The 17,175-nt window shown below is 64.7% G+C and carries 25 protein-coding genes; 7 read left to right on the top strand and 18 right to left on the bottom strand.

Features of this window, described 5'->3' with window-relative positions; genetic code table 11:
* Positions 1 to 26: 26 nt before the first annotated feature.
* From C8N34_RS08330 to C8N34_RS08310, 5 genes are read right to left on the bottom strand one after another with little or no spacing between them, the layout of a single operon-like run.
* Positions 27 to 896: a polyprenyl synthetase family protein gene (locus C8N34_RS08330; protein WP_108128465.1), complete on the bottom strand. Its 870-nt coding sequence runs from the start codon at positions 894 to 896 to the stop codon at positions 27 to 29.
* Positions 893 to 1,132, bottom strand: coding sequence for an exodeoxyribonuclease VII small subunit (locus C8N34_RS08325; RefSeq protein ID WP_054304030.1), 240 nt, complete (start codon positions 1,130 to 1,132; stop codon positions 893 to 895). Before C8N34_RS08325 ends, C8N34_RS08330 begins: the two co-directional genes overlap by 4 nt.
* Complete coding sequence (locus C8N34_RS08320) at positions 1,132 to 2,064, bottom strand: histone deacetylase family protein (RefSeq protein ID WP_242013786.1); 933 nt, start codon at positions 2,062 to 2,064, stop codon at positions 1,132 to 1,134. The genes C8N34_RS08325 and C8N34_RS08320 overlap by 1 nt, the downstream gene beginning before the upstream one ends.
* Positions 2,065 to 2,122: 58 nt before the next feature.
* The gene (locus C8N34_RS08315) at positions 2,123 to 2,836 is read right to left on the bottom strand and encodes a response regulator (RefSeq protein WP_054304031.1); all 714 of its coding nucleotides are present in this window, start codon (positions 2,834 to 2,836) and stop codon (positions 2,123 to 2,125) included.
* The gene (locus C8N34_RS08310) at positions 2,833 to 3,333 is read right to left on the bottom strand and encodes a MarR family winged helix-turn-helix transcriptional regulator (RefSeq protein WP_108128464.1); all 501 of its coding nucleotides are present in this window, start codon (positions 3,331 to 3,333) and stop codon (positions 2,833 to 2,835) included. The genes C8N34_RS08315 and C8N34_RS08310 overlap by 4 nt, the downstream gene beginning before the upstream one ends.
* Positions 3,334 to 3,484: 151 nt before the next feature.
* Between C8N34_RS08310 and C8N34_RS08305 the strand changes: the two genes are divergently transcribed.
* Positions 3,485 to 4,351 (top strand): branched-chain amino acid aminotransferase, encoded by an 867-nt coding sequence (locus C8N34_RS08305; RefSeq protein ID WP_108128463.1) that lies wholly within the window; start codon positions 3,485 to 3,487, stop codon positions 4,349 to 4,351.
* Between the two features lie 103 nt (positions 4,352 to 4,454).
* On the opposite strand, the gene C8N34_RS08300 is transcribed toward C8N34_RS08305, so the two are convergent.
* Positions 4,455 to 4,883 (bottom strand): organic hydroperoxide resistance protein, encoded by a 429-nt coding sequence (locus C8N34_RS08300; protein ID WP_054304034.1) that lies wholly within the window; start codon positions 4,881 to 4,883, stop codon positions 4,455 to 4,457.
* A 106-nt stretch (positions 4,884 to 4,989) separates the two neighbouring features.
* On the opposite strand from C8N34_RS08300, the gene C8N34_RS08295 reads away from it, so the two are divergent.
* Positions 4,990 to 5,427 carry a MarR family winged helix-turn-helix transcriptional regulator gene (locus tag C8N34_RS08295; protein ID WP_054304035.1) on the top strand — a complete coding sequence of 146 codons (438 nt, stop codon included), beginning with the start codon at positions 4,990 to 4,992 and terminating at the stop codon, positions 5,425 to 5,427.
* Here the strand turns inward: C8N34_RS08295 and C8N34_RS08290 are convergent.
* The 6 genes from C8N34_RS08290 to C8N34_RS08265 form a co-directional block, all read right to left on the bottom strand.
* On the bottom strand, positions 5,418 to 5,603 hold the full coding sequence (locus tag C8N34_RS08290) for a hypothetical protein (protein WP_054304036.1): 186 nt from the start codon (positions 5,601 to 5,603) through the stop codon (positions 5,418 to 5,420). The genes C8N34_RS08295 and C8N34_RS08290 overlap by 10 nt on opposite strands.
* A gap of 60 nt (positions 5,604 to 5,663) precedes the next feature.
* On the bottom strand, positions 5,664 to 6,710 hold the full coding sequence (gene queG / locus C8N34_RS08285; protein WP_242013785.1) for a tRNA epoxyqueuosine(34) reductase QueG: 1,047 nt from the start codon (positions 6,708 to 6,710) through the stop codon (positions 5,664 to 5,666).
* 47 nt (positions 6,711 to 6,757) lie between these two features.
* Positions 6,758 to 7,423, bottom strand: a complete 666-nt coding sequence (gene fzlA, locus C8N34_RS08280) for an FtsZ-binding protein FzlA (RefSeq protein ID WP_054304037.1) — start codon at positions 7,421 to 7,423, stop codon at positions 6,758 to 6,760.
* 114 nt (positions 7,424 to 7,537) lie between these two features.
* Positions 7,538 to 8,311: a DeoR/GlpR family DNA-binding transcription regulator gene (locus C8N34_RS08275; protein WP_054304038.1), complete on the bottom strand. Its 774-nt coding sequence runs from the start codon at positions 8,309 to 8,311 to the stop codon at positions 7,538 to 7,540.
* Positions 8,312 to 8,366: 55 nt separating this feature from the next.
* Positions 8,367 to 9,146, bottom strand: coding sequence for a GFA family protein (locus C8N34_RS27230; protein ID WP_158640685.1), 780 nt, complete (start codon positions 9,144 to 9,146; stop codon positions 8,367 to 8,369).
* The gene (locus tag C8N34_RS08265; protein WP_108128462.1) at positions 9,136 to 9,594 is read right to left on the bottom strand and encodes a GAF domain-containing protein; all 459 of its coding nucleotides are present in this window, start codon (positions 9,592 to 9,594) and stop codon (positions 9,136 to 9,138) included. Before C8N34_RS08265 ends, C8N34_RS27230 begins: the two co-directional genes overlap by 11 nt.
* A gap of 87 nt (positions 9,595 to 9,681) precedes the next feature.
* On the opposite strand from C8N34_RS08265, the gene C8N34_RS08260 reads away from it, so the two are divergent.
* The 3 genes from C8N34_RS08260 to C8N34_RS08250 all read left to right on the top strand — a co-directional run bounded on the left by C8N34_RS08260 (position 9,682) and on the right by C8N34_RS08250 (position 12,251).
* Positions 9,682 to 10,017 carry an STAS domain-containing protein gene (locus C8N34_RS08260; RefSeq protein ID WP_108128461.1) on the top strand — a complete coding sequence of 112 codons (336 nt, stop codon included), beginning with the start codon at positions 9,682 to 9,684 and terminating at the stop codon, positions 10,015 to 10,017.
* 19 nt (positions 10,018 to 10,036) lie between these two features.
* Positions 10,037 to 10,459: an ATP-binding protein gene (locus tag C8N34_RS08255; protein ID WP_108128460.1), complete on the top strand. Its 423-nt coding sequence runs from the start codon at positions 10,037 to 10,039 to the stop codon at positions 10,457 to 10,459.
* Between the two features lie 214 nt (positions 10,460 to 10,673).
* The gene (locus C8N34_RS08250) at positions 10,674 to 12,251 is read left to right on the top strand and encodes a gamma-glutamyltransferase family protein (protein WP_108128459.1); all 1,578 of its coding nucleotides are present in this window, start codon (positions 10,674 to 10,676) and stop codon (positions 12,249 to 12,251) included.
* A gap of 52 nt (positions 12,252 to 12,303) precedes the next feature.
* On the opposite strand, the gene hspQ is transcribed toward C8N34_RS08250, so the two are convergent.
* Positions 12,304 to 12,630 (bottom strand): heat shock protein HspQ, encoded by a 327-nt coding sequence (gene hspQ, locus C8N34_RS08245; protein WP_108128458.1) that lies wholly within the window; start codon positions 12,628 to 12,630, stop codon positions 12,304 to 12,306.
* A gap of 211 nt (positions 12,631 to 12,841) precedes the next feature.
* On the opposite strand from hspQ, the gene C8N34_RS08240 reads away from it, so the two are divergent.
* A complete protein-coding gene (locus C8N34_RS08240; protein WP_054304044.1) occupies positions 12,842 to 13,426 on the top strand; it encodes a transglycosylase SLT domain-containing protein in 585 nt (194 codons plus the stop codon).
* Between the two features lie 11 nt (positions 13,427 to 13,437).
* Here C8N34_RS08240 and C8N34_RS08235 read toward each other — a convergent pair whose 3' ends face one another.
* Entirely contained in the window at positions 13,438 to 14,037 is a 600-nt protein-coding gene (locus C8N34_RS08235) for a LolA family protein (protein WP_054304101.1), read from the bottom strand.
* Between the two features lie 64 nt (positions 14,038 to 14,101).
* On the opposite strand from C8N34_RS08235, the gene C8N34_RS26305 reads away from it, so the two are divergent.
* A complete protein-coding gene (locus C8N34_RS26305; RefSeq protein WP_158640684.1) occupies positions 14,102 to 14,239 on the top strand; it encodes a hypothetical protein in 138 nt (45 codons plus the stop codon).
* On the opposite strand, the gene parA is transcribed toward C8N34_RS26305, so the two are convergent.
* From parA to C8N34_RS08215, 4 genes are all read right to left on the bottom strand, one after another.
* Positions 14,236 to 14,871: a ParA family partition ATPase gene (gene parA, locus C8N34_RS08230; RefSeq protein ID WP_054304045.1), complete on the bottom strand. Its 636-nt coding sequence runs from the start codon at positions 14,869 to 14,871 to the stop codon at positions 14,236 to 14,238. The two genes, C8N34_RS26305 and parA, sit on opposite strands and share 4 nt — an antisense overlap.
* Before the next feature lie 57 nt (positions 14,872 to 14,928).
* Positions 14,929 to 15,342 carry a universal stress protein gene (locus tag C8N34_RS08225; RefSeq protein WP_108128457.1) on the bottom strand — a complete coding sequence of 138 codons (414 nt, stop codon included), beginning with the start codon at positions 15,340 to 15,342 and terminating at the stop codon, positions 14,929 to 14,931.
* Positions 15,343 to 15,445: 103 nt separating this feature from the next.
* The gene (locus tag C8N34_RS08220) at positions 15,446 to 15,649 is read right to left on the bottom strand and encodes a YgaP family membrane protein (protein ID WP_054304102.1); all 204 of its coding nucleotides are present in this window, start codon (positions 15,647 to 15,649) and stop codon (positions 15,446 to 15,448) included.
* A 68-nt stretch (positions 15,650 to 15,717) separates the two neighbouring features.
* Positions 15,718 to 17,070: a 1-acyl-sn-glycerol-3-phosphate acyltransferase gene (locus tag C8N34_RS08215; RefSeq protein ID WP_108128456.1), complete on the bottom strand. Its 1,353-nt coding sequence runs from the start codon at positions 17,068 to 17,070 to the stop codon at positions 15,718 to 15,720.
* Between the last annotated feature and the right edge of the window lie 105 nt (positions 17,071 to 17,175).

Here is a 17,175-nt window from a genome sequence, read left to right as displayed (position 1 = left end):
CCCTTTGGCTCAGGCGTAGGGGGGCGTCAGCTTTGCCGCGAGATAACGAAGCGCGCCGCCGCGATCAAGGCAGCGGCCCGGTCACCATAGGGGGAAACTGCGGCTTCCGCCTCGGCAATCAAGTCACTTGCGCGATTTTTCGCGCCTTCCAGCCCCAGAAGCGAAACGAAAGTGGCCTTGCCAGCGCCCGCATCCTTGCCGACGCGCTTGCCCGTCGCCGCCTCGTCGCCCTCGACATCCAGAATATCGTCGGCGATCTGGAAGGCGAGGCCCAGAGCCGTCGCATAGGCGCGCAGCGGCGCGGGGTCGGCCCCGGCAAGCACCGCGCCCGCCTCGGCGGAAAAGCAGATCAGCGCGCCGGTCTTGCCGGCTTGCAGTCGGGTGATCTCGGGCAGGGTCAGCGGCGTGGCAGCGGTTTCAGCGGCGATATCCAGCGCCTGTCCCAGCACCATGCCCTCGGCGCCGCTGGCGCGCGCCAGCCCCGCCACCAGCGCCAGCCGCCGGTCAGGCGCCCCGAGCGCCGGGTCACACAGCAGTTCAAACGCCAGCGTCTGAAGCGCATCGCCCGCCAGCACCGCCGTCGCCTCGTCCCATTTCACATGGACGGTCGGCAGGCCGCGGCGCAGGTCGTCATCATCCATGCAGGGCAGATCGTCATGGATCAGGCTATAGGCATGCAGCGCCTCGACCGCCGCCGCAGCGGCTACCGCCGCCTCGGGCGCAATGCCATGCAGCCGGGCCGATTCCAGCACCAGAAAGGCGCGTAGCCGCTTGCCGCCCTGCACCGCATAGCGCATGGCCTGCACCACCGGCACATCGTCCTGCGTGGCCAGCGCCGCATCCAGCCGCGCCTGCACCAGCGCGGCATCCTGTTTCAGCAGGTCGGGAAAGGTCACAGCCCCTCCGCCGGTGCGGTTCCGGTGGCGCGGCCTTCCTGCGCACGGATCATCTCGACCTTTTCTTCCGCCACGCGCAGCTTGTCGGCGCAATGCGCCTTCAGCTTCGCGCCGCGTTCGTAAAGCGCGATCGACTGTTCCAGCGCCACATCGCCGCGCTCAAGCTGCGTCACCACACCTTCCAGCGCGGCCATCGCCTCTTCAAAGCTCATCTCGGCAATCGGTTTGTCGGTCATCAGGCTCTCCGCATCATCTCATCGACATGGGCGGCAACAGAGGCGCCCAGCGCGGGCAGATCATAGCCGCCCTCCAAGGCGGATACCACCCGCCCGCCACAGACCTGATCCGCCAGATCGCAGATCGCAGCGGTGAGCCAGCGGAAATCCTCCACCTCCCATTCCAGACTGGCGAGAGGATCATCCGCATGGGCATCGAACCCGGCGCTGACAAGGATGAGGTCGGGGGCGAAATCGCGTACCCGCGCCAGCGCAGGGGCCCAGACCGCCCGCATCGCCGCCCCGCCCGAACCCGCGCGCAGCGGCAGGTTCACCACCTGTCCATGTGCGCCGGTTTCCCGCGCGGCCCCCGTGCCGGGATAAAGCGGCATCTCGTGGCTGGAGACAAACATCGCGCGCGACTCGTCCCACAGCAGATCCTGCGTGCCATTGCCGTGATGCACGTCGAAATCCAGCACTGCGACACGAGAGAGACGGTGATGATCCAGCGCCCGTTTCGCCGCGATGGCAACGCTGCCGAACAGGCAAAACCCCATGGCCCGCGCGGTTTCGGCATGATGGCCGGGCGGACGGCAGGCGATGAAGGCGCGCTTCGCCTCGCCCGCCAGCACCGCATCGACCGCCGCACAAACCCCGCCCACCGCGCGCAGCGCCGCCGTCAGCGACCCCGGCGCCAGCCAGGTGTCACCATCCAGCATCGCCCAGCCGTCCGCAGGCAACGCCGCCTCGACTTGAGCGACATATCCCGCCGGGTGACAGCGCAACACCTCGTCCCGCCCGGCCAGCGGGGCGGCGCGGCGGTCGAGATCGAACCCGGCCAGGGCCCGTTCAACCGCCATCAGCCGCGCCGCCTGCTCCGGGTGACCCGGCGGTTCGGCATGGCCCAGGCAGTCCTCATGGCTGAACAACAGCATACGCCCGATATCGGTCATTTTCTGTCCTCAAGTATCCCGGAGGTCAGGGGACACAGCCCCCGAGACCGGGCACGGATCAATCCGGCTGAAGCATGTAGCCCGCGCCGCGCACGGTTTGCAGATAGCGCGGCTGCTTCGGGTCGACCTCGATCTTGCGGCGCAGCCGGGTGATCTGCACATCCACCGCGCGCTCCTGCGCCTTTTCGGCACTGTCCGCCTCGGTCGTGCCCAGATCACCCACCAGCGCCTCGCGGCTGACCGGCTCGCCGGGGCGGGCCGCGAAGATCCGCATAAGCTGCGCTTCGGTCGCGGTCAGCCGCACCGGCTCGTCCCCGCGCCACAATTCACCGCGCTCCGGGTCATAGCGCACCGCGCCCAGATGCAGCACCTTGGGCACCGCCACTTCGGGCCGTGCCGCCGGCACCCGGCGCAGAATGGCGTTGATCCGCAGCAGCAGTTCCTTCGGCTCGAACGGCTTCACCAGATAGTCATCCGCCCCGGCCTCCAGCCCCTCGATCCGGTTGGCGCTTTCGCCCTTGGCCGTCAGCAGCAGGATCGGCACCCCGCTTTTCGCCCGAAGATCGCGGGTCAGCGCAATGCCATTCTCGCCCGGCATCATCACATCCAGCACGATCAGGTCGAACTCCAGCCCCCCCAGCAACCGCCGCGCCTGTGCCGCATCCCGCGCCACGCTGACCAGAAAGCCATTGCGGATGAGGAATTTCTGCAAAAGCCCCCGGATTCGTTCGTCATCATCGACGACCAGAAGATGCGCCTGCGGTTCCGTCATGCCCCGCCCTCCTTCAAGGTCTGATACTGCCGCCGCTGGTCGGGGTCCATCATCGCCTCCAGCACCTGACGGAAGCCCTGCACCGCCACCGGCCCCGCCGCGCGGTAAGCCGCCCGCATCCGTGCCCGCTGCGCATCGGACAATTCGCGCTCCAGTTCCGCGCCTCTGGCGGTCAGGAACAGATGCCGCTCGCGCTTGTCCTCGCGCCCGACGCGGCTTTCCACCAGCCCGTCGTCGATCAGAGTGCGCAACACCCGGTTCAGGCTTTGCTTGGTCACACCGAGGATCGACAGCAGATTGTTCACCGTCGTGCCCGGGCTGCGATGGATGAAATGGATCGCCCGGTGGTGCGCCCGCCCGTAATCCATCCCGTCCAGAATGCGGTCGGGATCAGCCGTGAAGCCGCGATAGGCGAAGAACATCGCCTCAATCCCCTTGCGCAGCTGCTCGTCGGTCAGAAACAGCAGGCTTTCGCCACCCGATGCCGGCTCACTCATCACGGCTCCCCCTCACTTCGGTGCGAAGTTACGTCAGCCTTGTTGACTTTCCAAGATGCAACTGTTAGCGAAACGCAGTTTTTACGCAACTTTATGTCCACAGCGGGCCAAAGTGGCGCAACTTTTGGAAAATGGCCCTGAGGAGGCTTCGATGGCTGGCTATGATGACCGCGATGGCAAGATCTGGATGGATGGCAGGCTGGTGGAATGGCGCGACGCCAATGTCCACATCCTGACCCATGCACTGCACTATGCCTCGTCGGTATTCGAGGGCGAGCGGTGCTATAACGGCAAGATCTTCAAATCGACCGAACATTCGCAGCGCCTGCTGAAATCGGGCGAGCTGCTGGATATGCCGGTGCCCTATACGGTCGAACAGCTGAATGCCGCCAAGGACGAGGTGCTGGCCGCCAATGGCCTGACGGATGCCTATGTACGCGCGCTGGCCTTCCGGGGCGCAGGCGAGGAAATGGGAGTGGCAAGCCTGGGCAATCCGGTGCGCGTTGCCATCGCCTGCTGGAGCTGGGGCGCCTATTACGGCGACGCCAAGATGAAGGGCGCCAAGCTCGACATCGCCAAGTGGAAACGCCCCTCGCCCGAAACGATCCCCACTGCCGCCAAGGCAGCCGGGCTCTACATGATCTGCACCATGTCAAAGCATGCGGCACAGGCCAAAGGCTGCTCTGACGCGCTGTTCTTTGACTATCGCGGCTATGTGGCCGAGGCGACGGGGGCCAATATCTTCTTCGTCAAGGATGGCGAAGTGCATACGCCGCTCCCCGATGCAATCCTGAACGGCATCACCCGCCAGACCGTCATCGGGATGCTGCGCGCGAAAGGCATCACCGTGCACGAACGCCATATTCAGCCTTCGGAACTGGAAGGCTTCCAGCAATGCTGGCTGACCGGCACCGCAGCCGAGGTTACCCCCGTCGGCCAGATCGGCGATTATATGTTCGAGGTGGGCGCCCTGACCCGTGATATCGCCACCGAATACGAGGCGCTGGTCCGGGCCTGAGGGAGGAAGGGCGTCTGCCGCGCTGCGATGCACGCGCCTCCCCCCAAGGATATTTGCAACAAGGCGAAAGGCCCGGCTCTCTCAGGAGCCGGGCCTTTTCACATCAGGCCAGAATGGTCACCACATGAACATTGCCCTTGATTGCATTCGAATAGGGGCAGATGAAATGCCCGCGCTCGACCATGCGCTGCGCGACCTGGCGCTCCACCCCCGGCAGATGAACCGTCAGGGTCACCGCGATCCCAAAGCCACCTTCGGCGCGCGGTCCGATACCGACCTCGGCCTGAACCGTCGCTTCCGCCGGAACCTCGCCAATCTTCTCGTTGCTGGCAGCGAACCGCAGGGCGCCCAGATAGCAGGCCGCATAACCCACTGCGAAAAGCTGTTCCGGGTTATTGCCCTTACCCTCGCCCCCCATTTCCTTCGGCACGCTCAGCGTGACACCCAGCGCACCGTCCAGCGTGGCGGACTGCCCGTTGCGACCACCGCCCTTGGCTTCGGCGGCGGTGCGGTAAACGATCTCTTTGACCATCTTCTCTCTCCATTTCTATCTTACACGATAATATCGCACAAGATACATGCTTCGGACGATGCGTCAATCCCTTGCGATTTAATCGCGCACGATTTACATTTACGGAATGACCCAGCCCCTCCCGCTCTCGCAGCTTCTGTGCTTCGCTCTGTATTCCGCCAGCCACGCCGTTCAGGCGAGCTACAAACCCCTGTTGGATCGCATGGGGCTGACCTACCCGCAGTTCCTCGTACTGACGCTTCTATGGGAAACCGATGATCAGCCGATGTCCCGGCTTGCGCAAGCGCTGCAACTGGAAAGCAATACGCTGACCCCGATGCTCAAACGCATGGAGTCAGCGGGCTTTCTGACCCGCAGCCGCGACGCGCAGGATGAGCGTCAGGTGCGGCTGCGGCTGACCGAAAAGGGCCTGGGCCTGCGGGCCGAGGCGACAGAAATCCCGGCCTGTTTTCTGGCGCAAAGCGGCCTTGACCCCACGACGATCCGGTCTCTGACCGACGAGATCGCGACACTGCGGGACAGGTTGCGCGCGGCTCAGACCTGATCGCCGCGGTCAATCCGCAGGTATTCGGCGGCGCGGCGGTTCGCCACGGGCTTCTCGGTGGGGCGCCGGCGCAGCCCGTCCCACAGCTTCTCGCTGCCATCATGGTCGATACGCAGGAACTGCCGGGTCCGCCCGCCGTCCGAGGGCTTGCGCTTGTCTGCAAGGTGCTTGCTCATGGCCATCTCCTCCGGTTGCCTCAAGGCAATATAGGACCGAATCGGTCCCTTCCCAACCCCTCAGCACCGCGAAAGGCGATCAACCGCCCAGGCGGCGGCCTCGGCCACAACGGGATCCGGGTCTGCAAGCAGGGCACTGGCGGCCCCGCACAGCGCGACCTCGCCCGAGTTCCCGATAGCATAGAGGACATTGCGCACGAAACGGTCCCGCCCGATCCGCTTGATCGGGCTGCCCACGAAACGCGCACGAAACGCAGTGTCATCCAGCGCCGCCAGTTCAGCAAGCTCGGGGGCGCCAACGCGTGGCTGATAGCCCGCGTCCCGCGCCGCCTGCGCGAACTTATTCCACGGGCAAACCGCCAGACAATCATCGCAGCCGTAAATCCGGTTGCCCATCAGGGCGCGCAAATCCGGCTCCACCGGCCCTTTGTGCTCGATCGTCAGATAGGAAATGCAGCGCCGCGCATCCAGCTGATAGGGCGCAGGGAAAGCGCCGGTCGGGCAGATGTCCAGACAGGCACGGCACGATCCGCAATGGCTGACCTCGGCCACGTCCTTCGGCAGATCCAGCGTGGTGAAGATTGCGCCCAGAAAGAACCAGCTGCCCAGATCACGCGCCAGCAGGTTGGTATGCTTGCCCTGCCATCCCAGACCCGCAGCCTGCGCCAGCGGCTTTTCCATCACCGGCGCGGTATCGACGAAAACCTTGATCTCGCCCCCCGCCTGGTCCAGCAGCCAGCGCCCCAGCCGCTTCAGCCGCCGTTTCACCAGATCATGATAATCCTTGCCCTGCGCATAGACGCTGATCGCCGCCCTTTCGCGCTGCGCCAGCACAGCCAGCGGATCAACCTCGGGCGTATAAACCTCGGCCAGCATGATCACCGATCGCGCCTCAGGCCAAAGCGCCGCCGCCGACCCGCGCCAGCCCTCGCGCTCGGCCATCCAGCCCATCTGCCCGTGCCGTCCGGCGGCCAGAAACGTCCGCAACCGCCCTGCCGCTTCGGGCACGGCATCCGGCGCGCAGATCCCGGTCTTGGAGAAACCCTCCTCCACCGCCCGCGCGACCAGACGGTCCTTCAGCACCGAAGGCTCCATGCCCTTGCTCATTGCCCAAATACTCCGGGGGTCCGGGGGCTGGCCCCCGGCGGCCGGGTTCAGAAATCCAGATCGGCGTAATGACCGGGCTGAGTGAAGCCGGGCACCTGATCCGCCAGCAGGGTGCGGAAGCTCGGCCGGGATTTCAGCTTCACATACCAGTCCTTCACCACCGCATGCCGGTTCCAGTCGACATCCGAGATATAGTCCAGACAGCTCAGATGCGCGGCAGCCGCGAAATCGGCCAGCGTCATGCTGTCGCCCGCCAGCCAGCGGCGCTGATCAAGGAGCCACGCCATGTAATCGAGGTGATACTTGATCCGGCTCGCCCCGAACTTCACCGCCTTGCTGTCGGGGTAACCCGTGCCCTGCACCTTGCGGTTCACCCGTTCATACAGCAGCTTCGAAGTCACCTCGTTGTGGAACTTGTCGTCAAACCAGTTGCACAGGCGGCGCACCTCATAGCGCGCGTCCACATCGCGGGGCATCAGCGCGGGCGTCGGATAGGCCTCTTCCAGCCATTCGCAGATCGCCTGGCTTTCGCTCATCAACCGGCTTTCCATCCGCAGGACCGGCACCTTACCGGCCGGGTTGCGGCGCAGGAAATCGGGTTGCTGCTCCCAGTAACGCTCCTCGACCAGCTCCACCTCAATCCGTTTCTCCGCAAGGGTCAGGCGGACCTTGCGGCAAAAGGGGGAAAGAGGAACGTGATACAGTCGGTTCATGATGCGGTCCGGGGTCTGGTCCCCCCGGTGATATCGCCCTCCGCGCAGGGGATCAATGCCACATGGCCTGCTTTGCGGGCTCGCCCGCGCGCCCGGCGGCCTGCCGCGCGCGCCTCACCCGGCAGATTGCACAGCCACATGCACCTCGGTGCCCCAGTCGCGGCAGCGCTGCATCAGCGCCTCGGGCAGCGGGCGGTCGATGAAGATCGCGTCGATATCGGCAAGGCTCGCCAGCCGGGCCGGGGCCGAACGTTCCAGCTTCGACGCATCGGTAACCAGATAGACCCGGCGCGACTGCCGAATGATCGCCTTCGAAACCCGGACCTCGTTCAGGTCATAGTCCAGCAGGTCGCCATCAGGGTCGAGCGCCGAGATGCCGATGACACCGTAATCGACCTTGAACTGCTCCATGAACTGCGAGGTCAGCTCCCCCACCAGCCCGCCATCGGACCGTCGCAGCGCGCCGCCCGCCACCATGATCTCGCACGAGGGGTTGGCCACAAGGATATTGGCCACGTTCATGTTGTTGGTGACAACGGTGATTTCGCGGTGGTGCAACAATTCGCGGGCCACCGCCTCGGTCGTGGTGCCCAGGTTGAGGATCATCGAGCAATTGTCGGGGATCGCCTGCGCGCAGGCCCGGCCAATCGCAGATTTGGCGCCCCCATGCATCCCGCGCCGCTCTTCATAACCGATATTGCTGACCCCGGCCCGGATGACCGCCCCGCCATGAACCCGGTCCAGATGCCCGGCCTCGGCGAGTTCCGTCAGGTCGCGGCGGATGGTTTGCAGCGTCACACCAAAGCGTTCGGCCAGGGTTTCGACCACCACGCGGCCTTCGCTGCGCGCGATGGCCAGAATTTCGGTCTGCCGGAAACTCAGCGCCACGGGCACCCTCTTGGTTTGCTGTCGTTCCGCACTGTCTGCGGCGCGGGGCGGCGCGTCAAGGCTCGGCCCCTGCGAACTGCGGCACGGCATCGTCGAGGCTGTAGTAGTCGCCCCGCTCGGCCACGAAGATATGCGCGGCCAGTTTCCCGCCGGTCGGCCCGTCCACCGCACCGGCCTCGACCGAAAACGCGCCATCGGTGGCCCGGAACCACAGGCCTGACCCGCAGGAGCGGCAGAAGCCGCGTGTGCCACCCGCCGCGCTGCGGTATTCCGCCAGCCCGTCGCGGCGCTGCCAGTGGACACTCTGCTCGGGCACATCGAAACTGGCGCTGAAGTGACCCGAAGCCTTGCGGCATTGCACGCAATGACAGGCGGTGATCGGCCCGGAGGGTGCGGGCAGGTCAAGGACGCAGTCACCGCACAGGCACGAGGCTTTCAGGCGGGCGCCCGGCGTCGCAGGTGCGGCGGTGCTTTCGGCATAATAGTCGCCGCCATCTTCGGTGAAGATATGCGCCTCGGTCTGCAAGCCGGTCGCAGTTTCCAATGCGCCAGGTGAAAAGGATATCCGCGCTTCGCCCTCGGGCTGCCAGAACAGCGCAGCCCCGCAACCGCCGCAATGCCCGCGACGCGCCGTCGGGGAGGAGCGGTACCAGACAAGCCCATCCGCCCGGATCAGCCGGAACCTCTCGTGTGGCACCGAGGATGCTGCCCAGTAATGCCCCGAGGTCTTGCGGCACTGGGTACAATGACAGGCGACCACATCGCGCAGCGGCGTTTCCACCTCAAAAACCACCGCCCCGCACAGGCAGGCGCCACGGTGAACCTCATTCGGCATGGCGGAACACATCCTCCAGAATCGTCGTCAGATGACGGACATCGGTTTCGGTGAAGGCCGCCTCGGTATTGCTGTCCAGATCCAGCACCCCCAGCAGGCGCCCCGCCCCGTTGCGCACCGGCATCACCAGCTCCGACCGGGTGGTGGACGAGCAGGCGATATGATCGGAGAAGGCCTCGACATCCGGCACAAGCTGCACCTCACCCGTCCGTGCCGCCGCGCCACAGACCCCGCGGCTGAACGGTATCACCAGACAGCCATGCCCGCCCTGATAGGGACCGATCTTCAGAAGCTCGGGCCCGGTCACGCGGTAGAACCCGGTCCAGTCCGACAGAGGATGCCCGTGATGCAACTCGCAGACCACCGTCGCCATCAGGGCCACGGTATCGGTTTCACCCGCGCACAATGCCGCGATGCTGCGCGCGAGTTCTGAATAATCGGGTGTCATCGGGCCTCCTGAAATTGCCGGCTGGCGCTTACCGGATGCTAACGAACGCGCCGTAACCTGCAAGCCATCGACAGAAGGAAGCGGAACATGAACCTGTATGCAAGGGAACTGGCGGACACCTTGGTGGTCGAGGTGGGCGAAGACCGGATCGACGCTGCCTGCGCGATCCAGTTCAAGGATGCGATGCGCGAACTGGCGGGCCGGGCGGGGACGCGCGTGCTGATCGACATGTCGCGCGTGCGGTTCCTCGACAGTTCCGGCCTCGGTGCCGTGGTCGCCGTGATGAAATTGCTTGGTCCAGACCGACGGCTGGAACTTGCGGGACTGACCCCCGCCGTGGACAAGGTGTTTCGTCTGACTAGGATGGACAGCGTTTTCCTGATCCACCCCGATCTGCCCGCCGGATTGAGGGAGGCGGGCTGATACGGGATGCCGCAATCGCATGTCTGATCCTGCCCCGATCTGCCTGCGCATCACCGCAACCCCGGTCGAAGTGCGTGCGGCCCTGACCGGCCTGATGGCCCGGCCCGACCTGACCGGCGACAGCGATTTCCGGCAGCGCCTGGAAATCGCTCTGGCCGAAATACTGAACAACATCGCCGAACATGCCTATCCCGCCGCACCAGGGCGGATCGGGCTGTGTCTGTCTCCCGGTGCAACGGGCATGATCTGTCAGGTGATCGATTACGGCCTGCCGATGCCGGGGCTTGCCGCCCCTGCGGGCCACCCGCCCCCCATGACGGAGGCAAACCTGCCGGAGGGCGGCTTTGGCTGGTTCCTGATTCGCAGCCTTTGCGCCGGGTTGACCTATCGTCACCGCAACGGTCAGAACGATCTGACACTGATCGTGCCGTGGCATCAATGATCGCACGGGAGGCGCATTGCTTGCCCGGCAGAAAAAATGCCGGAATGCCGCCACAATCTTCGCCCAAAAGCGCCGCAGCATTCTGCCAACAACGCGGTGTAGCTGCACAAGGCTTCCCTCGGCGCTGTGAGAAAGCCCCCACCCAGATCGCAGCGCCGAGGCTCTTCCCCTTCCTGTTCGTGCGCCCTAACCTCGCTGCAAAGCGGAGGGTCAGATGCGTGATTTTCAGAAACCTGGACGGTCGGCGGTACTGGCCAGCAATGGCATCTGCGCCACCTCGCATCCGCTGGCGGCGAAGGTCGCGCTGGATGTGTTGCAATCCGGGGGCAATGCCGCCGATGCGGCCATCGCCGGGGCGGTGCTGCTGGGTATTTGCGAACCACAGATGACCGGAATCGGCGGCGATTGCTTCATCCTGATGAAACCCGCCGGGGACGAGCGGGTGATCGCGCTGAATGGCTCGGGCGCCGCGCCGGCAGGCCTGTCTGCCGATGCCCTGCGCGCCAGAGGGCTGACGGCCATGCCAATTCACGGCATTGACGCCGTGACGTTGCCCGGCGCGATGGATGCCTTCTGCCGGCTCAGCGCCGATTGGGGCCGGATCGGGCTGGCCGAGGCGCTTGCCCCCGCCATCCGCTATGCCGAGGAAGGTGTGCCGGTCGCCCCGCGCGTCGCTTTTGACTGGGCCACAGATGCGGCGGTTTTGCAGGGCGAGGCGCGGCGGCACTTCCTGCTGGACGGCGGTGCCCCGAAAATCGGTCAGATCTTCCGCGCGCCCGGTCAGGCCGAGGTTCTGCGCCGCGTTGCCCGCGAGGGGAGGGCCGGGTTCTACGAGGGCGAAGTTGCCGAAGACATGATCGCCTCGCTGAATGCGCTGGGTGGGCCGCATACGATGGACGATCTGGCCGGGGTGCAAAGCTTTTACACCGATCCGGTCGCCGCCGCCTACAAAGGCGCCGAGGTGATCGAACATCCGCCAAATGGCCAGGGCGCGACAGCGCTGCTGCTGTTGAACATCCTGTCGCATTTCGATCTGCCCGCCATGGCCCCCTTCGGGGCCGCCCGCGCCCATATCGAGGCAGAGGCCGCGAAGCTCGCCTATGACGCACGCAACCGTTTCCTGGCCGACCCCGACCATACGACACGGCTGGCACATATGCTGGCGCCCGAAACCGCGGCCCGGCTGGCGGCGCTGGTCGACCCGCGCCGCGCCAGTGCCAACCCTGCTGCCCTGGTCGAGGCGGTTCACAAGGACACGGTTTATATCACCGTGGTGGACCGCGACCGCATGGCGGTTTCGCTGATCTATTCGATCTTCTGGGGCTTCGGGGCGGGGCTTGCCTCCACCAAATTCGGCATCAATTTCCAGAACCGCGGCGCGGGCTTCAGCCTGACACCGGGCCACCCGAACGAGGCGGCGGGTGGCAAGCGCCCGATGCACACGATCATCCCCGGCATGCTGGCCGAAAGCGGCCGCGTGACCATGCCCTTTGGCGTCATGGGCGGCGCCTATCAGCCTTGCGGCCATGCCCGGCTGGTCACCAACCTGCGCGACTACGGGATGGACCTGCAGGAGGCTATCGACGCCCCGCGCTGCTTCACTACGCCGGAAGGATTCACGCTGGAGCGCGGCTATGATCCGGCGGTTGCTGCCGAACTGGCCGGGATGGGGCACGCGGTTCAGACGGCGGAAGAGCCGATCGGCGGCGCGCAGGCCATTCTCATCCACCCCTCGGGCGTTCTGGAAGGCGCGTCAGACCCGCGCAAGGACGGCTGCGCCCTGGGGTATTGAAAGCTCTGGGGTATTGAACCTGACCGGAACCAGCGGGACCGCCCGCTGAGTCTCAATTCAGGTTGAATTGCAGAGGGTAACGCCCGTCCTCGAAATCGCCGAACAGATCGTGCAGGTCGGGGTGATCCACCGGCTCGCCCGTTTCGTCCGGGATCAAGTTCTGCTCTGACACATAAGCGACGTAATAGCTTTGGTCGTTTTCAGCCAGAAGGTGATAAAAGGGCTGGTCCCGCTCCGGGCGGCTGTCCTCGGGGATGGCGGCATACCATTCCTCGGTATTCGAGAACATGGCGTCCACGTCGAAAACCACCCCGCGAAACGGGTGTTTCCGATGCCGCAGCACCTGGCCGAGATGATATTTCGCCTGCGCCTTGAGCATTCGTGACGGACCCCCTTTGGCGACTCCTAATCCTTTGATCGCCTCAGGTCCACTGGGCGCGGGTGATTCGGGGGGAAACAGTCTGTCAGGCATCGACCCACAGTTTGCCTGTACCGCTCGCGGAATACTGATGTGAAATCCTGCGGCGCCCCATTTCCCCCCCGCCGGAAATCGCATATCCTTGCAAAAAACAAAGACACGCGAGGGGCAGATGAGCAGACTTCTCCGTGCGTCGATCCTTCTTCTTCTCCTCGCCTCCTGCGGCGGGGGCAGCAGGTTTGCGGCGCCACGCAATCTCGACGATGCCTGTGCGATCCTGCGGGAGCGCCCGGAATACTACCGCGCCATGAAGGCGACGGAACGCCGCTGGGGTGTGCCGGTGCATGTGCAGATGGCGACCATCCATCAGGAAAGCAAATTCATCGGCAATGCCCGCACCCCGCATCGTTTTGCGCTGGGGATCATTCCGATGGGGCGGCAAAGCACGGCCTATGGCTATAGCCAGGCGCTGGACGGCACCTGGGAAGAGTACCAGAAGGAAACGCGCAACGGTCGGGCCAAGCGGGACCGGATCGACGATGCGACCGATTTCATGGGCTGGTACATGGATGGCACCGAGAAACGTCTGGGCGTTTCCAAATGGGATGCCCGCAGCCAGTATCTTGCCTATCATGAAGGTCGCACCGGCTTTGCCAATGGCAGCTACAATGCGAAAACCTGGCTGGTTGACGTGGCGAACCGGGTGCAACAGCGCGCCGACAATTACGCCTCGCAGCTTTCCGGCTGCGGAAGATAAGAGGGCGGCGCCTAGTTGCGCCGCTCCATCTCCAGCGGGATATCGAAGAAGCCGGGCTTGAAGCTGCGGCCCTTGGCCATCTCGCCCAGGATCACAGTTGTCGTGCTGCCGGCGTCATCGGTGATGATCCACTGGCGCAGTTCCACCGGATTGGCGGTAAACACCATTTCGATGCTGCCGTATTCCGGGTGCTTCGGGTCCTGCGCCACGACGCGCGTGGTATTGCCATCCTCGCGGTGGCCGATCACCATTTTCGCCTGCGCCAGGTCAACATTCTTCGCCAGGATCAGGTTCAGCGGTGTCTTGGCCAGCGGATATTGCTCTGGCGGCTGGTTCGACTTGCGGTCGAAGATCGCCACATTGCCGGAACTGGCCAGCACCAGCGATTTGTCGGGGGGCGCATATTCAAACCGCACGCGGCCGGGGCGCGAGATATAGATAGTGCCGGTGCCGATGCTGCCATCGCTGTTCACCTGCGTGAACTGCGATTCAACGGTGGTCAACCCGTTGAGGTATTTCGACAGGGCGGAAAGCGAAATCTTCTCGGCCTGCGCGGGCAGGGCGAAGACAAGCGCGGCGAGCGGGGCCAGAAGGGCGGAACGAAGCATCATGGCCGCAATATAGTCGGCTCTGCGCGGGCGAACATCCCCCTGCGCGAAAGCGTGATGCAGCGATATGCACGGAACCATCACGGCCCCGCGAACGTTGCCAGTTCAGCAACCGACGGAGGATAAGATGAAAGGTATTCTGGCCTGGCTGATCGGCATTCCGATCCCGCTGATCATCCTGCTTTACCTGTTCGACGTGTTCTAGGTTTCGGCCCCGAGGTCGAGTTCGTCAAGAACCTCGGCCATCAGCGCGCGCGCCTCGGCCGCCGCGGCGCCGCGCCCTTCCGCAACCCCCAGCCCCTGCCCCAGCGTTTCGGCAAAGGCCACCCGCGCCGCAAGTCGCGACTTCGCAACCCGCGCCACGCCCTCGGCCGCCCTGGCGACATCCTCGGCCAGCCGGGTGCCTGTATTCATGCGATTGAGCACGATGAGCGCCCGCCCGCTTTCCCGCGCCACCAGATCCAGCACGCCATCCGTAGCCCAAAGATCCACATGGCTGGCCGCAACCGGCACCAGAACGAGATCGGCCTCGCGCAATGCTGGGCGAAGATCGCTGTCGACCTTGGGCGGGGTATCAACGATCACAACGTCATGGTGCGCGCGCAATTTCTTGCATTCATAGCCGACCCCCCAGGCTGAGGCGGTTGAGAAATCCATGTCCGGCTCGCCCAGTCGGTCGAGCCGGGTCATGAACCAGCGGCCAAGGCTGCCTTGTGGATCGCTGTCCACCAGCGCGACATCCAGCCCTTGCCGCACCAGACAGACAGCAAGATTCGCGGCAAGCGTGGTCTTACCCGCCCCGCCCTTCTGCTGTGCGACCGTGATGACCTTGCCCATCCGATTCCCCCTTATTCTGCGATGCAGCATAGCGGAAACCGGCCGGGGCAAACAGCGTCAGCGTGCCACAGTCACCGTGCAATGCGCACGCGCCATGACATCGGCAGCAACTGACCCCAGCATCAGCCGCGAAATCCCGCGCTTGTCGCCGGTGCCGACGACGATGTGGTCGTAGCCATTCTGTTCTGCATAATGGACGATGCCCGCCGCAGCCTCGCGGCTGACGATATCGACGCGCTTGACGTCCGGCGCGCCGTGCTGACCGGCCAGCGCCACCGCCGCATCAAGCAGCGCCACGACTTCGGCATCGGTCCAGTGATGGATCAGCGGGCCCTTCGCGCCGCCATGGGCCACATTGACGACGCAGATCGACAGCGCAGCCCCTGATTTGGCCGCCAGTTCGGCGGCATAGGCAACGGCGATATTCGAATGGTCGGTGCCGTCGGTCGGGCACAGGATCTTGTGGGTCATTCAATCCTCCTCATGTTGCTCGCGCATTATACTACAATGCAACAAATTTTCACATGGGGATTTTGCGCCCGCCATGATCTGCGTCAAGCGGGCGCGGATTTCCTTACTGGAAGGCGCAACCGGCCTTGATGCCGAAAGCACGGAAGATCATGGCCGCAGGGCAGAAGCCGGTAAACGACGACTGGATCAGGTTCGCGCCGATAAAGACGGTGAACCAGACGAAGTAGGGCGACACCCAGACGGTCAGCGCGACGCTGAGCAGCACCATCACGCCGGCGAAAAGGAAGATCGTGCGATCAAGGGTCATGTGAAGCTCCATCTCCATGGGCGCGAAATGCGCCCTTGCGACTCAGATAGCATGTCACATAAACAAATTCAACTTATTGAATTTGAAATCCGCTGCTCCACGGTGCCCGCCTGAAAGGCCAGCAGCGCCATCTGATCCGCAGGCACCTGCCCCGCAGCATCCATCATCCCCCGCATCCGCAAAACCTCGAACGCCCCGACCAGTGCTGTCTCCGGGGCCTCACCCAGTTCCATCACCGCGCCTTGCGCGCGCAGATCTTGCGCCAGCGCCATGGCCCGCGACACCAGTTCCGGCACGGCTGCCGCCCCTCTGCGCAGGGCGGCGGCGGCCAGAGGTACCGGCAGCACCGGCACAGCCTCGCCCACCCGCTGCATCAGGGCCGTCCCCAACGCCTCGGCATCGGCGGGATGCGTGGCCAGCCAGTCCCGCAGGGATATCGGCGCCCCGAAAGCCACCCCGGCATGGCCAAAACCGGAATAGGTGCCTTTCCACTTGCGCCGCGCCATACGCCAGAGGAACCCCAGCACCCCCAGCGGGCCTGCCCGGAACCTGCGTTCCCCTTTGGCCGCCGCCTCGACCAGCAGCCGATCTTCCAGCACCCGGTCATATCCGATGCCAACCGGCACGAACACCACATCGCGATGGTCCGGCCCAAAGTCCTGCAAGATGTAGGAAAGCAACCCCATTCGAGCCGCGCCAACCCGGCCATCAAGGCTCAGGCCGCCCTCGGGGAAAATCGCCTGCGTCACGCCTTCGGCGGTGATGATCTGCACATAGCGCGCCAGCACCCGGCGATAAAGCGGATCGCGCGAGCCACGGCGAATGAAATAGGCGCCCATCGCCCGGATCATCGCCGAAAGCGGCCAGACGCGGGCCCATTCCCCCACCGCATAGCTCAGCGCTGAACGGTTGGCGACGAGCCAGGTGACCAGCACATAATCCATGTTGCTGCGATGATTCATCACGAAAACCACCGTCGCCTCACGGTCGATCCCGGCCAGCGCCGCATCCACCGGCCGCACGCGCACCGTGTAAAGCGCCCGGCTGAGCCAGCGCGCCAATCGCGTCGCCACACCAAAATAGACCAGCGCCGAAAAGCCCGGCACGATTTCACGCGCGGCCTTGCGGGCAGCCTCGAAGGCGACAGGCTCGGGCGTGCCGGTTTCCTGCGCATGGTCCATCGCGGCCTGCACCACCTTGGAATCATAGGTCAGCTGCACGATGCGATCCGCCCGCGCCATAAGGCGGAACGGGCGGATCGGCCGCGCCAGATGGATATTCAGCCGCGCCACCAGCCGCTCGGCCCGCCGCCGCAGGAACCAGCGTGCCGAAGGCATCAGAACCCGCTCCAATGCAGCCACGGCGGCAAGGATCAGGGCCAGCACCACCAGCCAGAGAGGAAGCTCTACCGTTTCGGTCATAGCCTGAACCTAGGCCATCGCCGCATCTGCGTAAATCCGGCCATGCTGCGACGCGGCGAATTGACAATGCCATAATCTTTCCCGCATATCTTCGTTCAAGCAATA

This window comes from Gemmobacter caeni (assembly GCF_003054195.1).
Lineage (GTDB): Bacteria > Pseudomonadota > Alphaproteobacteria > Rhodobacterales > Rhodobacteraceae > Gemmobacter > Gemmobacter caeni.
Note: the sequence above shows the minus strand (reverse complement) of the source record. Positions and strands in the feature narration are given on the sequence as shown.

Coding starts and splice junctions, on each gene's coding strand:
- C8N34_RS08325 (WP_054304030.1), bottom strand. CDS start 1,132: ATGACCGACAAACCGATTGCCGAGATGAGCTTTGAAGAGGCGATGGCC.
- C8N34_RS08320 (WP_242013786.1), bottom strand. CDS start 2,064: ATGACCGATATCGGGCGTATGCTGTTGTTCAGCCATGAGGACTGCCTG.
- C8N34_RS08315 (WP_054304031.1), bottom strand. CDS start 2,836: ATGACGGAACCGCAGGCGCATCTTCTGGTCGTCGATGATGACGAACGA.
- C8N34_RS08310 (WP_108128464.1), bottom strand. CDS start 3,333: ATGAGTGAGCCGGCATCGGGTGGCGAAAGCCTGCTGTTTCTGACCGAC.
- C8N34_RS08305 (WP_108128463.1), top strand. CDS start 3,485: ATGGCTGGCTATGATGACCGCGATGGCAAGATCTGGATGGATGGCAGG.
- C8N34_RS08300 (WP_054304034.1), bottom strand. CDS start 4,883: ATGGTCAAAGAGATCGTTTACCGCACCGCCGCCGAAGCCAAGGGCGGT.
- C8N34_RS08295 (WP_054304035.1), top strand. CDS start 4,990: ATGACCCAGCCCCTCCCGCTCTCGCAGCTTCTGTGCTTCGCTCTGTAT.
- C8N34_RS08290 (WP_054304036.1), bottom strand. CDS start 5,603: ATGAGCAAGCACCTTGCAGACAAGCGCAAGCCCTCGGACGGCGGGCGG.
- queG (WP_242013785.1), bottom strand. CDS start 6,710: ATGAGCAAGGGCATGGAGCCTTCGGTGCTGAAGGACCGTCTGGTCGCG.
- fzlA (WP_054304037.1), bottom strand. CDS start 7,423: ATGAACCGACTGTATCACGTTCCTCTTTCCCCCTTTTGCCGCAAGGTC.
- C8N34_RS27230 (WP_158640685.1), bottom strand. CDS start 9,146: ATGCCGAATGAGGTTCACCGTGGCGCCTGCCTGTGCGGGGCGGTGGTT.
- C8N34_RS08265 (WP_108128462.1), bottom strand. CDS start 9,594: ATGACACCCGATTATTCAGAACTCGCGCGCAGCATCGCGGCATTGTGC.
- C8N34_RS08260 (WP_108128461.1), top strand. CDS start 9,682: ATGAACCTGTATGCAAGGGAACTGGCGGACACCTTGGTGGTCGAGGTG.
- C8N34_RS08255 (WP_108128460.1), top strand. CDS start 10,037: ATGTCTGATCCTGCCCCGATCTGCCTGCGCATCACCGCAACCCCGGTC.
- C8N34_RS08250 (WP_108128459.1), top strand. CDS start 10,674: ATGCGTGATTTTCAGAAACCTGGACGGTCGGCGGTACTGGCCAGCAAT.
- hspQ (WP_108128458.1), bottom strand. CDS start 12,630: ATGCTCAAGGCGCAGGCGAAATATCATCTCGGCCAGGTGCTGCGGCAT.
- C8N34_RS08240 (WP_054304044.1), top strand. CDS start 12,842: ATGAGCAGACTTCTCCGTGCGTCGATCCTTCTTCTTCTCCTCGCCTCC.
- C8N34_RS08235 (WP_054304101.1), bottom strand. CDS start 14,037: ATGATGCTTCGTTCCGCCCTTCTGGCCCCGCTCGCCGCGCTTGTCTTC.
- C8N34_RS26305 (WP_158640684.1), top strand. CDS start 14,102: ATGCACGGAACCATCACGGCCCCGCGAACGTTGCCAGTTCAGCAACCG.
- parA (WP_054304045.1), bottom strand. CDS start 14,871: ATGGGCAAGGTCATCACGGTCGCACAGCAGAAGGGCGGGGCGGGTAAG.
- C8N34_RS08225 (WP_108128457.1), bottom strand. CDS start 15,342: ATGACCCACAAGATCCTGTGCCCGACCGACGGCACCGACCATTCGAAT.
- C8N34_RS08220 (WP_054304102.1), bottom strand. CDS start 15,649: ATGACCCTTGATCGCACGATCTTCCTTTTCGCCGGCGTGATGGTGCTG.
- C8N34_RS08215 (WP_108128456.1), bottom strand. CDS start 17,070: ATGACCGAAACGGTAGAGCTTCCTCTCTGGCTGGTGGTGCTGGCCCTG.